Origin of the sequence: Sutcliffiella horikoshii (assembly GCF_002157855.1) — a bacterium.
Lineage (GTDB): Bacteria > Bacillota > Bacilli > Bacillales > Bacillaceae_I > Sutcliffiella_A > Sutcliffiella_A horikoshii_C.
The window spans coordinates 1,999,620-2,015,355 of sequence record NZ_CP020880.1 but is presented as its reverse complement, the minus strand read 5'-3'; the positions used below and the strand labels follow the sequence as shown (position 1 = coordinate 2,015,355).

The window sequence follows — 15,736 nt, the reverse complement described above, 5'->3', positions numbered from 1 at the left end:
TCCTCCTTCCTTTTTATGATTTTACTTTTAATAACTTCTGAATTTCGTACAATTTATTTAACGCTTCTAACGGTGTCGTTTCAAGTAATTCTAACTTTTTGAGCTTTTCAAGAGCTGCTTTTTCACTTTTGGATTGCTTATCCACCTGCTTTTTGTCTTTGTCTTCTGCAAAGAAAGACAGTTGTGCAAGTGGGTCTTGATCTATTGATTGTACCTCTTTTGTTGCAGCTACTTCGACAGGCTCGCTCTTCGGTTGGCTTTCTAACTTTTCAAGGATAATCTGGGCTCTTGTTATTAATTCTTTAGGAAGTTCCGCAAGTTCAGCAACATGAATTCCATAGCTTTTATCTGCAGGTCCTTCTTTCATTTTATGAAGAAACACCACTTTACCATTTTGTTCGACGACACTAACGTGAATATTTTTCAACTTTTTAAGCTCTTCATCCAACGAAGTTAATTCATGATAGTGAGTGGAGAACAACGTTTTTGCTCCAATTTTATCATGGATATACTCAATCAACGCTTGAGCTAAGGCCATGCCATCATAAGTTGATGTTCCCCGGCCAATCTCATCAAAAAGAATCAAACTGTTTTGTGTGGCATAGACAATGGCGTTACGTGCTTCTAACATCTCGACCATAAAAGTACTTTGACCAGATATCAAATCATCCGCAGCTCCAATTCTTGTGAATATCTGATCGAAAATGGGAAGGGACGCCTCTTTTGCTGGAACGAAACAACCTATCTGGGCAAGAATCGCTGTCAGGGCCACTTGGCGCATGTACGTACTTTTACCGGACATGTTTGGCCCTGTAATAAGCAGCATCTCATTCTCTTTATCCATCCACGTGTCATTCGGTACGTATTCATTCGCATCCATCACTTTTTCCACTACAGGATGACGACCTTCTGTGATGTATACCTTTCTCTCATCGTTAAAGGATGGTCTTGTGTAGTATCTGTCCTCACTAATGGTCGCAAAGCATTGAAGGACATCAATTTCACTGACTGCTTTTGCTAGTTTCTGCAGTCTTGGAATATATACCTTTACTTCTTCACGTAGTTTCAGGAAAAGTTCATATTCTAGTGCGACAATTTTTTCTTCTGCTTCTAAAATAAGTGTCTCTTTTTCCTTCAGTTCTTCTGTAATATATCGTTCTGCGTTGGCAAGTGTCTGTTTTCTCTCATACCTGCCTTCAGGTAGAGAAGAGATATTCGCTTTTGTTATTTCAATATAATAACCAAAAATGCGATTATATCCTATTTTAAGAGACCGTATTCCCGTTAAATCTCGTTCTCTTTTTTCTAATTCAGCAATCCAAGTCTTGCCGTTTCTTCTGGCATCCCGGTACTTATCCAGTTCCTCATGGAAACCATCCTTCATCATGTTGCCTTCTTTGACCGACAAGGAGGGTTGCTCAATTAAACTATCATGAAGAAGAGTTGTTAACTCCTCACACTCATCCATATTGTCCAGAATGGAAGCGTTCTCGATTGGCAGCTTTTCCACCATCGCCTTCAGGTGAGGAATCTGCGAAAGAGACTTGCGTAATTGCACAAGATCTCTTGCGTTTACATTTCCAAATGCTACCCTTCCCGCCAGTCTCTCAAGATCATAAACTTCTTTTAACAACTCACGTATTTCTTGTCTTGTAAAATACTCATTTATAAGAGTTTCTACCATATCATGGCGTTGTTCAATCAATGCAGGGTTGATTAACGGCCTGTCCACCCATTGCTTTAACAAGCGACCACCCATTGCTGTTACCGTTTGATCTAACAACCAGAGCAAAGAACCTTTTTTTCCTTTGGAACGAATGGTTTCCGTCAACTCAAGATTGCGCTTGGAAAAGAGGTCAATTTTCATTGATTGATCTAATTCAAAAAACCTTGCCGGTTGAAGGTGATCCAAACTGCGTTTTTGCGTCTTTTTTAAGTAATGAAGTAATCGCCCAACAGACATTTGCAACTTCTCTTGTTCCAAATTTTTAACGATTTGATCAAATTCCATCGGGATATCTGTTACTTCCTCATAAGAGCATGTGGTAACCATTCTCTCTTTGATCATTTGAACAAGATCTGGCGGAAATTTCTCAGAAACCACAATTTCCTTTGCACCGATGGAATATACCTCATTTACAAGTTGCTGGACAGGTCCGTTAATTACAGTCGTATGTAATTCCCCAGTGGAAAGGTCCGCATACGCAAGTCCAAAGGTCTCGTCTTCAAAGTGGGTAATGGAAGTCAAGAAATTGTTTTGTTTATCAGATAAACCTTTCGTTTCCATTACCGTACCAGGAGTGATTAGTTGAACCACTTCTCTTTTCACGACCCCTTTTGTCTGTTTTGGATCCTCCACTTGTTCGCAAATTGCTACTTTAAAGCCTTTCTCAATCAATTGATCTATATAATTAGGAGCCGAGTGGTAAGGAACCCCACACATCGGGATTCGTTCTTTTCCCCCACCGTCGCGGCTGGTTAATGTAATTTCAAGCACTTGAGATGCTTTAATCGCATCTTCAAAGAACATTTCATAAAAATCGCCTAGGCGAAAAAATAAAAAGGCATCTTGATAGTCTGCCTTTACTCTCAGGTATTGCTGTATCATCGGCGTATAAGAAGCCATCGTAATCCCCCAACTATTGTTTTTTGCTGCTTTATTATATCATATTTTAGGTTTCAGGGGGTGATTGCCGATAGCTTGGTAATCACGACTGGTGAAATCATCATCTAACAAAAAAACCAGGAAGCATAGTGCTCCCCAGTTTCCTTTACTCTTCGTAACCGTCGACGATAAAGTCTGGATTCAGATCTTCAAACTCATCTTCATCAACATCCCAGCCATTATCATCCGCTAATGTGTCTGGATGAACTTCAACTGTAATTTTGGTTTCCCCAATAATCTCAGTTAAGAATTCTCTCTCCACTTGGACTTCCACTTTCGCTTCCTTGTCAGCGATGCTCGCTTCTAAGCAATTAGGTTGTTGTAGGACACGCGCAATTACTTCATGATCATCACCAAGGCTGTTATCATCTTTATACCTTAACTTGACGACATCTTTGTAGGAAACTGTTTCCGTCACTACTTCCGTCTTTGTATTATCACTGTGAGAATACCAGACGTTGATATCATATTTCCCTTTTACTTCCACGGTATCGTCCACTTTTTTCGCATCATACGTATGGTTAATGACCCAGCATCCTAAAATGCTTGTAGGACGATGCGAGGGACTTATCGTATGTTTGGACTGCGTAAACTTTCTACCTTTGCCGGTTACTGCTCTTGTGATAATTTCTCTGTATTCAGACATTCGAGCATACACCCTCCTCATTACAATCTTCATTTCATCCTATGCGGGTTAAATGACAATTGTGATTAGATTGAATTTGCTGCATAACTAAATGATTTCTAACACATTAACGTATAGTTCATTGTATGCAAGCTAATCTGGATATGTGCCTATTTTTTGAAAAAATCACAATGTGCAGCAGACGATAAAAAAAGCATGGAATGAAGCTTCCATGCTTTTTAACAAAAATATAAAATTCGCATAAACAGTTGATCTTCGTTCCAGGCGCTTCGCTTTCCATGGGCGGTCCGGAAGCCTCCTCGGGCATTCGCCCTGCGGGGTCTTCCATGTCCCTTCCTCCCATAGGAGTCTTCGCGCCTTCCACTACGATCAACAGGGATACTGCATTAAATTATGAGCAGCTTCCTCCACCGTATGTGGTGTTTTTTACGTAGGAGCCGGTTTCTCCGCGAAGAACATCTCCTCCAGTTGCAACGATGATTTCGTCTGTAACTGTTTTGGAGATATAGGAAGAAACTAATTGTAATAGATCGTTTACATTTGTTTGGGAAGTTTTAAATTCTTGCACAATAGGAATTTCATCCATTTCTGCTAAAAGTGCATCTAATTTCGCTTCTGTTTTCTTCAAGGCTTCTGTTTTCCCGTAATGTTGGAAATTAACAGCCTGTTTTTGTAAGCTCTTTACACTTGCAACCATTTCTTTGATCTTTTGGTTTTCATTGATTTGTTCTTCTGCACGTTTGAAGTATTCCACTTCTTCTGTGTCAGCGATCATTTGTGCCAATTCTTTTGCTCTTTCAACTATATCTGCTCTCGTATATTTTGCCATTTTTTATACCTCCAGTGCTTCTTCTGCTACTTCTTCCACCAATTCTCCATCTAATGTCCAAGTTTTCGCTTTTACAACTTTCACTTTGACCATTTTACCGATGACAGATTTTGGTGCTCTAAAGTTAACTAGTTTACTTTTATCTGTGTATCCGGCAAGAACTTCCGGATTTTTCTTACTTTCCCCCTCAACTAACACTTCCACAATCTGCCCTTCGTACTCTTTTAATTTCTTGGCAGAGATTTCATTTACAAGTGCGTTAAGTCGTTGCAGGCGGTCTTTTTTTACTTCAAGTGGAACGTTATCCACCATTTTTGCAGCAGGAGTACCTTCACGTGGAGAATAGATGAAAGTATATGCTGTATCAAATTCCACTTCACGATACAGAGACATCGTTTCTTCAAATTGTTCTTCTGTCTCATTAGGGAATCCAACGATGATATCCGTCGTTAATGAAGCATTTGGCATTGCCGCTTTAATTTTACCAACTAGCTCAAGATATCGTTCTCTATCATATTTACGTGCCATTAATTTCAATACTTCCGAACTGCCTGACTGAACTGGTAAGTGAATATGGTCGAGAAGGTTTCCGCCTTTAGCAAGCACTTCGACCAAGCGATCATCAAAGTCTCTTGGATGACTAGTTGTGAAACGGATTCGAGGAATATCAATTTTACGGATTTCATCCATTAAATCGCCAAGCCCATATTTTATATCCTCAAAATCTTTTCCATACGCATTTACATTCTGTCCAAGCAATGTAATTTCTTTATAACCTTGCGCTGCCAAGTGACGCACTTCTTGAATAATATCTTCTGGACGTCTGCTGCGCTCTTTACCTCGTGTATATGGCACAATACAGTACGTACAGAACTTGTCACAGCCGTACATGATATTTACCCAAGCTTTGATTTCACCTTTGCGGTTCTTTGGAAGGTTTTCGATAACGTCTCCTTCTTTAGACCAAACTTCAATCACCATTTCTTTAGACATGTAAGCGTCTTTTAAAATGTTAGGAAGTCGGTGAATGTTATGGGTACCGAAAATCATGTCGACTTGCTGATACGTTTTCAATATCTTATTCACTACTGATTCTTCCTGGGACATACAGCCACAAACACCAATTAATAGACCTGGTCTTGATTTTTTCAAAGTCTTTAAGTGACCTAGTTCACCAAAAACTTTGTTCTCTGCATTCTCCCGGATCGCACAGGTATTTAAAAGAATAACATCCGCATCATTCACTGTATAGGTCGCTTCGTAGCCTAACGCAAGGAAAATCCCTGCCATTACTTCCGTGTCATGCTCATTCATCTGACAACCATACGTACGGATATAAAATTTCTTGCCAACCCCAAGGTTTTTAAACTCCTCAGAAATAGAAAAATCTTGATAGGCAACCTCTTCTTTTCCGCGCTTTTTCGCATCTTTCAGGGAAGGTGGTACATAAACAGACTCAAAGTATTTGCTGAAATCCTTTTCGGATTTTTTGTCCGAAGAATTTCCAGTCGCTACTTGTCCTGCTTCCACTCTTTGTTTCTCATTCATTGTGATAACTCCTTTCCAGAAAAGTAGAGCGCATAAAACTCTACACATTAACATAGTATATAATTTTATAGCTTCTTAAACAATAAATATGGAGAAGTTTACATAAATCTACATATTTAAGTGACAGGAAAGCTCATTCATTATGAATACACAACAAGAGAGACACGTATGAGGTGTCTCTCTTTGTTTAATTACGATATGATACCTAGTTCTTTTCCTGCTTTTTCGAAGATGTCTAGTGCTTCTTGAAGCTCTTCTTTTGAATGTTGTGCAGTTACTATTGTTCTTACACGCGCAAGTCCTTTTGCAACAGTCGGGAACGCAATACCTTGTGCGAAAACTCCGTATTCTAATAGCTTATCAGAGAATTTATGAGATAAAGCTTCGTCCCCTACGATAACTGGTGTAACCGGTGTTTGGCTTTCGCCTGTATTAAAACCTAGTTTCAGAAGTCCATCTTTGAAGAACTTGGCATTATCCCATAGTTTTTCAATAAGTTCAGGCTCTTCAAGTAAAACTTGAATTGCTTCATCACATGCAGCAGTTACTGCTGGTGGATGAGAAGTGCTGAAAAGGAACGGGCGGCCCTTGTGAATTAAGTAGTCAATTAATGAGCGAGAGCTCGCTACATATCCGCCAAGAACGCCGACTGCTTTACTTAATGTACCTACTTGGATATGCACACGTCCATCTAATCCAAAGTGATTCACAGTACCACGGCCATTTTCCCCAAGTACGCCGGAAGCATGCGCATCGTCCACCATTACAAGCGCGTCATATTTTTCAGCAAGCTCCACGATTTTATCAAGAGGGGCAATGTTTCCGTCCATAGAGAATACACCGTCTGTTACGATAAGACGTTTACGGTATTCACCGGATTCTTTCAATGCACGCTCTAGATCTTCCATGTCAACATGCTTGTACACTTTACGCGCAGCCTTTGTCAAACGGATTCCATCAATAATAGAAGCGTGATTTAACGCATCAGAAATTACAACATCTTCCGGAGAAAGAATAGCGGAAAGAACCCCTTGATTTGTCGTAAATCCGGATTGAAATACTAGACTTGCTTCAGTATGTTTAAACTTTGCTAATTTTTCTTCTAATTGTTCATGCATAGTGAAAGTCCCGGCAATGGTACGAACAGAACCTGTCCCGGCACCGTATTTTTCCACAGCTTCTAATGCAGCTTTCACCAAGCGAGGGTGGGTTGTTAATCCTAGATAGTTATTAGAAGATAGCTGAATCACTTCTTTGCCGTTGATAACAACTTTTGAACCTTGATCGGACTCTAACGGTATCAATTTACGAAATGTACCTTGTTCTTTCATTTGTTCTAACTCTTCTTGCAGGTATTCAAAACCTTTCATCTTAACCCCTCCTGTATACTGTTATGGATGTAATACAACTTTACCACATTGTCCGGAAATCATTAAATCAAAGCCTTTTTCAAATTCCTCAAGTGGGAAATGATGAGTAATCATCGGTTTCACATCCACTTGACCTGATTTAAGAAGACTTGATACTTGCTGCCATGTAGAGTACATTTTTCTTCCTGTAATTCCTTGAACCGTTACACCTTTAAATACAATATCATTGGTAATATCCAGTTCCACCGGACGTACAGGTAAGCTAAGGATGGAAACTCTGCCGCCATTAGTAATCATTTTAAAGCCTTGGTTCATGGCAATAGGATGGCCTGACATTTCACATACCACTTCTACACCGTGTCCATCTGTTAACTTCATGACTTCTTCAACAGGATTAGCTTCTTTAGCATTGATAACTGTTGTAGCACCCATTTTCGTAGCAAGATCTAAGCGATATTCATTCAGGTCAATAGCAATAACCTGAGAAGCACCTGCCGCTTTGGCAACACCTACTGCCATAATTCCGATAGGACCGCAACCAATTACAGCCACCGATTTTCCGGTGACATCACCGGCAAGAACTGTATGAACGGCATTTCCCATTGGCTCTTGTACAGAAGCAACATCATAAGGCATTTCTTTAGGGTTTTTCCATACATTTACCGCAGGAAGAGCGACATATTCAGCAAAACAACCTTGTGTGTCTACCCCGATTATTTTTGTATCTTTACAAATGTGATAGTCACCTTGAAGACATTGGGGACATTTGTAGCAAACGATATGCGTTTCAGCGGAAACTTGGTCGCCCAATTGCACATTATTAACCTTGCTGCCTACTTCCACAATCTCACCAGCAAATTCATGACCGAATGCATATGGAGGGTTTACCCTGCTTTGAGACCATTCATCCCATGTATAAATATGAACATCTGTACCACATATAGATGTTGCTTTCACTTTTATTAAAACTTCATCTTCTTTAATCTTTGGTATATCTATCATTTGAAGTTCGGCACCATATCCTCGTTGATGCTTCACGATCGCCTTCATTTTTCCATTCACAGAGAACACTCCCTTATAAATATAAAACTACTAATCATAAATACTAGTAAGAGTGTAACATCTATAAGGGTTTTTGTAAACCTCATTGTCCACTGGAGAAGGACAACTGAGTATGTCAGATAAAAAAATAAGACTTTTTTATTTTTTAAATAACGCTTACATTTTTTAAAAAATTGCCAAGTTCTTTTAAAATCTGCCGACTTTAGTGTTATCGATCATCTCCGCTGCTCCTTTCCGCAAATGGCTTCGCTTTCCGCGGGACGGTGCTTGAGCCTCCTCACTTCGTTGCGGGGTCTCAACCTACCGTTACTCCCCCGCTGGAGTCTTCGCCATTTGCTCCAATCCACAGCTAGTAAATATGTTGAAAAATATTTCTGCTTTTTCTGACAAATAAATTAGAGAATTTCTTATCAACCTTAGTTGAATGAAGCACCCTTGTTGATTGGAGTGGAAGGCGCGCAGACGCCCGCGGGAGGAAGGGACAGGTGAGACCCCGGAAGGCAAAGCCTGAGGAGGCTCACGGACCGCCCGCAGGCAAGCGAAGCGCCTGGAACGGAAATCAACCGGATTATATGACTCCTAATCAAGAGAATTAAAAAAGTCCCAGCAATTAAGCCAGGACTTCCAGGTTGTTACATAAATTCTTTTACTAGTGCGTTGAATTGTTCTTCGTCTAATTGAAGATCTGCTTTTGCAAGAGGCTCTTCGCTATAATTAGGAACCAAATCTTGATAAGATTGTTGGTCCTTATTCTGATAGATCAAACCAGTTACTAGGCCGTTATGCTCCATTAGTGTCTGCATCGCAGAAACTTTGTTGTGAGCGTCATATCCTTCAATATCAGCCAACTTTGTCAAGTTTTCTTTGAACCAGTCGTATGTGTTTACTTTGTTGTATGTCACACACGGACTAAAAACGTTGATTAAAGAGAACCCTTTATGGTTGATTCCTTGTTCGATCAAGGAAGTAAGATCTTTTAAATCAGTTGAGAAGCTTTGCGCTACAAATGTCGCTCCTGCTGTTAACGCCATTTCCATTACAGACAGTGAGGATTCAATGGAACCTTGTGGTGTAGATTTTGTTTTGAATCCTACTTCACTTCGTGGTGATGTTTGGCCTTTTGTTAGTCCATAAATCTGATTATCCATTACGATGTATGTAACATCAATATTTCGACGAATGGCATGGATGGTATGACCTAAACCGATGGCAAATCCATCTCCATCTCCACCTGAAGCGATGACCGTAAGATCTTTATTCGCCATTTTCACACCTTGTGCGATTGGTAGAGAGCGACCATGAATACCATGGAAACCGTAGGAATTGATGTAACCGGAAATACGTCCAGAACACCCGATTCCAGATACTACTGCAAGATTTTCAGGCTCTAAACCAACATTTGCGGCAGCACGTTGAATGGCAGCTTGTACCGAGAAGTCTCCACACCCAGGGCACCAGTTAGGTTTTACATTATTTCGAAAGTCTTTAAACGTTGCCATTTATAACAACTCCTTGCATTTTGTGTGGATTTCTTTCGGTAAGAATGGATCCCCATCATACTTTAAGAGACTACGGATTTTCTCATGCTCGCCAACATTCATTTTCAGGATGTTTGCAAGTTGTCCAGTAGCGTTATACTCCACAACAATAACTTTTTTAGCCGCCTTTACCAGTGGCGCGATTTCTTCTGTCGGGAATGGGTGGATCAGGCGGACTTGTGCATGGTTAGCTTTAACACCATCCAATTCCAATCTTTCCATTGCCTCTTCGATCGTTCCGCGCGTCGAGTTAAATCCTACAAGTAGTACATCAGCTTCTTCATGCTTTGCATTAACATGTACAGGCGTATTGAATTTAAGGTTATTCAATTTACGAAGACGCTTGTCCATCTGTGCTTGACGGTTCGCAGCAACTTCAGAAGGCTTACCTGTTTCTTCATGCTCTACACCAGTAACATGATGGATACCGTATTTCATGCCAGGAATCACACGAGGAGATACGCCATCTTCTGTTACTTCATATCGTTTGAAATATGCTTTATCGTCAGCAGCCGGAAGCTCTTGATTGATATCCAGCTTTCCGCGTCTAATTTCAATGTTTTTGTAATCTAATGCTTCTACCGATTGCTTCCCTAGAGACAATTGAAGATCAGTTAAAAGAATTACGGGTACTTGATATTCTTCTGCAATGTTAAATGCCTCGATTGTATCGTAGAAAGCCTCTTGTACAGTACTAGGAGCCATTACCACTTTCGGGATCTCTCCGTGAGTACCATAGATCATCGCCATAAGGTCAGACTGCTCAATCTTTGTCGGTAACCCTGTACTTGGTCCTCCTCGTTGCGTGTCCACAACTACAAGAGGTGTTTCTGTCATGCCAGAAAGACCAATTGCTTCCATCATTAAAGAAAGACCTGGACCTGCTGAAGCAGTCAAAGTACGTACACCTGCATAGTTGGCACCAATTGCCATGGTACAAGCAGCAATCTCATCTTCCGTTTGAATAACAGTACCGCCGAATTTTGGAAGCTTTTTGATTAAGTATTCCATAATTTCAGATGCTGGAGTAATTGGATACGCCGGCATAAAGCGAGATCCTGCAGCAACTGCACCCAATGCAATAGCATCATTACCGATCATGAATAGACGTTTATTGCCGTCTGCTTTTACAAGCTGCATTGTTTCTACATTTTCAGCTTGATCTTTAATGAACTGAACACCTGCTCGGATCGCTTCCATGTTTTTCTCAACAATGGATTCGCCTTTGCGTCCGAAAATTTCTTGCACCACTTCACGAAATGATTCCGCATCTAAATCAAGGATGGCACTTGAAGCTCCGACAGCAACCATGTTCTTCATTAATGACGTTCCAAGCTCTGTAGCAATCTCAGTGAATGGTACAGGGTACAATGTAGCTTTTCCGTCTTCAGGTATGCTTGGTTTAAACTTTGCATCTGCAATTACCACTCCACCTTCGCGGAGTTCATGATAGTTTACGTCGATTGTTTCTTGATCAAACGCTACTAATATATCAAGGTCGTCCGAAATGGAACGGACCTGAGTCGTACTCACACGAATCTTGTTGTTCGTATGTCCACCTTTAATACGAGAAGAAAAATGGCGATAACCATATAAGTAATAGCCTAAACGATTTAATGCAATGGAGAAAATCTCACCGGTACTTTCGATACCTTCCCCTTGTTGCCCTCCAACTTTCCATGAAAGTTGATTGATCATGTGCCTTACACCCCTTTAACTGCGTTCGTTTTCAGAATTTTGTACAATATTTATTGTAGCATTATTCCCATTATATAACTAGAAGTTAACTATTAAATAAAAAAACAGACTTAAAAACCGCTGAATATGTACTAAACGCTTTCATTGTAGACCTATTTATTTAAAAATACAAGTCTTTGAATTAATTTCTTTCGAAAAATTTGGATATTTTAACAGTATAGTACTTAAAGGCGAAAACCCTTGTAATTCCCGGTCATTTAGGGAACCTTTTATAAAAATTATCAAACAAAAACCCTCTGATTTCTGTTTCAGAATAGTATTTTAATAAGCTATTCACTAAATTACTATAATCTTCAATTTTGTGGAGCCCCTGAACTGTCTGGTCAATTCCGTCAAAGTCTGAACCAAACCCTATATGTTCTACTGCACCTAAAGTACAGAAGTGTTCTACATGACGAAGTATATCTGTAATACTCGCCTGTGAGTTGTTTGACAAAAATTGCGGGACAAAGGTGACCCCGATTGCACCATCCTTTTGTATGAGCGCTTGTACTTGTTCATCGGATAAATTTCTCGGATTGTGACAAAGGTCCTTGCAATTGGAATGAGAAGCAATCACATATTCACCTAATTCCATCACATCCCAAAATCCTTTGACAGACAAGTGGGAAACATCTGTCCAAATGAAATGATCGTTGTTCAGCTTCACTACACTCTTCCCAAAAGAACTTAACCCGGCACCTCTTTCTTCTAAAATCCCGTCTGCAACTGAATTGGCATGGTTCCATGTTAATCCGACAGAAGAAATCCCTAATCGATACAAGGTTCTCAATTTATCTAAATCAGTTCCTATAGCGTCACAGCCCTCTAAAGTCAAAATGGCTCCTATCTGACCTTCCTTAAGTTCCCCTATATCCCTCTTCGTTGTAATAAGCTTCATGTTAGGAAACCTCTGCAAGATCTCTTCATAAAAGATATCAATCATTTCCAATGCTACATCAAAAGCAGATTCTTTCCTCACTTTTTCAGGAACATATACAGCGAAGCATTGCACCTTCGCAGCTGACTTCTTTAATCCGTCCCATGTCACATGCAAAATTTCACTATCTTTAAATGAAATCTCTCTATTTTCCCACATTCTCCAAAGCACATCACAATGTGCATCAAATATTCTCAAGAACAGCCCCTCCATTATTTGAACAGCAAGCATATGCACTATTGAATTAGAATAAAACAAACCTGTTTGCAAGTACAAGCAAACAGGTTTAGTAAACGAATATTTTTATCTCGGCTCCACTATCAGCTTGATGGCCGTTCTTTCTTCTCCGTCAATCAGAATGTCTGTAAATGCCGGGATACAGATTAAATCCACTCCACTTGGTGCAACAAACCCCCGAGCAATGGCAACTGCCTTCACTGCTTGATTAAGCGCACCTGCCCCAATCGCTTGGATTTCGGCACCTCCACGCTCTCTTAAAACCCCTGCTAAAGCCCCTGCTACCGAATTTGGGTTTGACTTAGCTGAAACCTTTAATATTTCCATTTCTAGCTCCTCCTTAACATTTACAGTATATGGTGAAAGATCCATAGATGAATGAATTGTTAATAATTTCATTCCTACTATATTCGGGAAGAGCTCTGTATATGCCTTAACTTATTGTATAATCGTCAAAATATTCTATCTTATCGGTTAATCAAAGAATGGGTGGTCCTCATTAATCATCAATGGCTGGATTTTCTTGGCCTTACCTGTTTTCATATCTACATCTATTAGAACCCCGTTTAATTGGGCTCTTCCTTCTGTCACTTCAAACCTTACAGGCAGCGCAGTTGTGAATCGTTTAAGCACAGCCTCTCTATCCACACCTAAAATACCGTCATAAGGCCCTGTCATGCCTACATCCGTAATATACGCCGTGCCTTCAGGAAGAATACGATAATCATTTGTTTGTACATGCGTATGTGTTCCAACAACACCTGTAACTCTACCATCCAGATACCAACCTATTGCTTGTTTTTCACTCGTTGCTTCAGCATGAAAGTCCACAAAGATAAACGGCGTTCTTTTCTTTGCTTCTTCTACAAGATCATCCACTTTGTTGAAAGGGCAATCTATTGGAGGTAAAAAAGTACGCCCTTGGAGATTGATGACCGCAAGCTCCTTTCCTTCAAATGGCAGATAGGCAATTCCTTTTCCAGGATTTGAACTTGGAAAATTTGCCGGCCTGATCATATGCTTTGCGCCTTCAATAAATTCAAAAATCTCCCTGTTGTCCCATGTATGATTTCCTAATGTTACTAGATTGGCACCGGCTTTTAAAAATCCTTGATAGATTTTTTCCGTTATTCCTTTTCCGCCCGCTGCGTTTTCCCCGTTCACTATGGTAACAGCCGGTTTATATTTACTTTTTAATTTTGGCAGGTATTCGCTCACCATTTTTCTTCCTGGTGATCCCACTACATCTCCGATAAATAATATTCTCACATTCACTAATCCCTTCTTACAATCAATTTCTCTTTTTAGTTTTACATATGTAGGCGCGGTATGCAAATAAACGAAAAAAAATAAAGCGGTGCAAGCACCACTTTATTTTGCATACTCTACGGCTCTTGTTTCACGAATGACCGTCACTTTAATATGTCCTGGATAATCCAGTTCTTCTTCAATGCGTTTTCGGATATCCCGTGCCAATCGATGAGCCTCAAGGTCGTCAATAGTATCAGGTTTCACCATGATACGAACCTCACGTCCTGCTTGAATCGCAAAGGACTTTTCTACACCTTCATAGCTTTCGGAAATCTCTTCCAACTTTTCAAGTCTGCGGATATAGTTTTCCAACGTTTCACTACGCGCTCCTGGTCTAGCCGCAGATAGTGCATCTGCTGCAGCAACCAAAACTGCAATGATGGAAGTTGGCTCTGTATCACCATGGTGGGAAGCAATACTGTTAATGACAACTGGATGTTCTTTATACTTTGTTGCCAATTCCACACCGATTTCCACGTGGCTTCCTTCGACTTCATGATCGACAGCTTTCCCAATATCATGTAGTAAACCTGCACGGCGGGCAAGTGTTTCATCCTCACCAAGCTCAGCAGCCATAAGACCTGATAGAAATGCTACTTCCATAGAATGCTTCAGAACATTTTGCCCGTAGCTTGTACGGAACTTCAGTCGTCCCAGAATCTTGATTAAATCAGGATGTAGACCATGTACACCAACTTCAAATGTTGTCTGTTCGCCCATTTCACGAATATACTCATCTACTTCACGTCTTGATTTCTCAACCATTTCCTCAATACGTGCAGGGTGAATACGTCCATCTTGGACAAGCTTATCTAAAGCAATGCGTGCAGTTTCACGTCTGATTGGATCAAAACCTGATAAAATAACTGCCTCTGGCGTATCATCAATAATTAAATCGATTCCAGTAAGTGTTTCAAGAGTACGAATATTACGTCCTTCACGACCAATGATTCGGCCTTTCATTTCATCATTAGGTAAGTTAACGACGGATACTGTTGTCTCAGCCACATGGTCTGCGGCACAACGTTGAACGGCTAAAGAAAGGATCTCCCTTGCCTTTTTATCCGCGTCTTCCTTTGCTCTGTTTTCGCTTTCTTTGACCATAAGAGCAATGTCGTGGGATAATTCGTTTTCAACACGATCCAAAATGATATGTTTGGCTTCTTCTCGTGTTAATGCTGAAATGCGTTCAAGCTCTTCTTGCTGTTTACGCACTATATCATCCACTTTGCTTTCTAATTCTTCAATATGCTGTTGTCTATCGTTTAAAGAATCTTCACGCCTTTCTAATGCTACTTCTCGCTTATCAAGCGATTCATCTTTTCGATCCAGATTCTCTTCTTTTTGCATTAAACGATTTTCTTGTTTTTGCAGTTCGCTTCTACGGTCTCGAATATCACGTTCAGCTTCAGTTCGAAGTTTGTGAATTTCGTCCTTTGCTTCCAAAAGTGCTTCTTTTTTAAGCGATTCAGCTTCGCGTCTGGAATCTTCCACAATTTGATCCGCGACACTTCTTGCGCCAGCAATCTTCTGTTCTGCAATGGATTTACGAACATAAAAGCCAACAACTACACCGACGATTAGGGCAAGCAAAGCGGAGATAATAATTGGCATATAATCCATCATTACACCTCCTCTTGCTATGAACTTTTTTCTTGCTAGATTTCATTGTCGGCATGTACATTGTAACAATGTTTGTCAATATACAGCTCAAGGGCTTTTGCTTTTTTATAGCTCTAAAATTCTAACAAAATGTAAATTATACATACTAATTGTAAATCTGTGAAAAATTATTGTCAAGCCTGTCCCGCTAAGGATATGACCTTTTTGGTAAACTAATCCTGTTTTTAATG

Annotated in this window: 12 protein-coding genes; all 12 read right to left on the bottom strand. The window is 40.2% G+C overall.

Annotation, left to right across the window (positions count from 1 at the left end; all coding sequences use genetic code 11):
- Window positions 1-13: 13 nt before the first annotated feature.
- The 12 genes from mutS to rny all read right to left on the bottom strand — a co-directional run bounded on the left by mutS (window position 14) and on the right by rny (window position 15,506).
- A complete protein-coding gene (gene mutS / locus B4U37_RS10395) occupies window positions 14-2,626 on the bottom strand; it encodes a DNA mismatch repair protein MutS (RefSeq protein ID WP_088018152.1) in 2,613 nt (870 codons plus the stop codon).
- A 145-nt stretch (window positions 2,627-2,771) separates the two neighbouring features.
- On the bottom strand, window positions 2,772-3,311 hold the full coding sequence (locus tag B4U37_RS10390) for an outer spore coat protein CotE (protein ID WP_088018151.1): 540 nt from the start codon (window positions 3,309-3,311) through the stop codon (window positions 2,772-2,774).
- Between the two features lie 391 nt (window positions 3,312-3,702).
- Entirely contained in the window at window positions 3,703-4,140 is a 438-nt protein-coding gene (locus B4U37_RS10380; protein ID WP_088018149.1) for a YlbF/YmcA family competence regulator, read from the bottom strand.
- A gap of 3 nt (window positions 4,141-4,143) precedes the next feature.
- Window positions 4,144-5,688 carry a tRNA (N6-isopentenyl adenosine(37)-C2)-methylthiotransferase MiaB gene (gene miaB / locus B4U37_RS10375; RefSeq protein ID WP_088018148.1) on the bottom strand — a complete coding sequence of 515 codons (1,545 nt, stop codon included), beginning with the start codon at window positions 5,686-5,688 and terminating at the stop codon, window positions 4,144-4,146.
- A gap of 191 nt (window positions 5,689-5,879) precedes the next feature.
- Complete coding sequence (locus B4U37_RS10370) at window positions 5,880-7,058, bottom strand: glycine C-acetyltransferase (protein ID WP_088018147.1); 1,179 nt, start codon at window positions 7,056-7,058, stop codon at window positions 5,880-5,882.
- Window positions 7,059-7,079: 21 nt separating this feature from the next.
- Window positions 7,080-8,120, bottom strand: a complete 1,041-nt coding sequence (tdh, locus tag B4U37_RS10365) for an L-threonine 3-dehydrogenase (protein WP_198317099.1) — start codon at window positions 8,118-8,120, stop codon at window positions 7,080-7,082.
- A gap of 632 nt (window positions 8,121-8,752) precedes the next feature.
- Complete coding sequence (locus B4U37_RS10360) at window positions 8,753-9,619, bottom strand: 2-oxoacid:ferredoxin oxidoreductase subunit beta (protein ID WP_088018146.1); 867 nt, start codon at window positions 9,617-9,619, stop codon at window positions 8,753-8,755.
- On the bottom strand, window positions 9,620-11,356 hold the full coding sequence (locus tag B4U37_RS10355) for a 2-oxoacid:acceptor oxidoreductase subunit alpha (RefSeq protein ID WP_157663763.1): 1,737 nt from the start codon (window positions 11,354-11,356) through the stop codon (window positions 9,620-9,622). It lies immediately after the preceding gene.
- A 253-nt stretch (window positions 11,357-11,609) separates the two neighbouring features.
- The gene (locus B4U37_RS10350) at window positions 11,610-12,605 is read right to left on the bottom strand and encodes a dipeptidase (RefSeq protein ID WP_425444109.1); all 996 of its coding nucleotides are present in this window, start codon (window positions 12,603-12,605) and stop codon (window positions 11,610-11,612) included.
- 33 nt (window positions 12,606-12,638) lie between these two features.
- A complete protein-coding gene (spoVS, locus tag B4U37_RS10345; RefSeq protein ID WP_010193268.1) occupies window positions 12,639-12,899 on the bottom strand; it encodes a stage V sporulation protein SpoVS in 261 nt (86 codons plus the stop codon).
- A 147-nt stretch (window positions 12,900-13,046) separates the two neighbouring features.
- Entirely contained in the window at window positions 13,047-13,841 is a 795-nt protein-coding gene (locus B4U37_RS10340; RefSeq protein WP_088020245.1) for a TIGR00282 family metallophosphoesterase, read from the bottom strand.
- 102 nt (window positions 13,842-13,943) lie between these two features.
- Window positions 13,944-15,506: a ribonuclease Y gene (gene rny / locus B4U37_RS10335; RefSeq protein WP_088018145.1), complete on the bottom strand. Its 1,563-nt coding sequence runs from the start codon at window positions 15,504-15,506 to the stop codon at window positions 13,944-13,946.
- Between the last annotated feature and the right edge of the window lie 230 nt (window positions 15,507-15,736).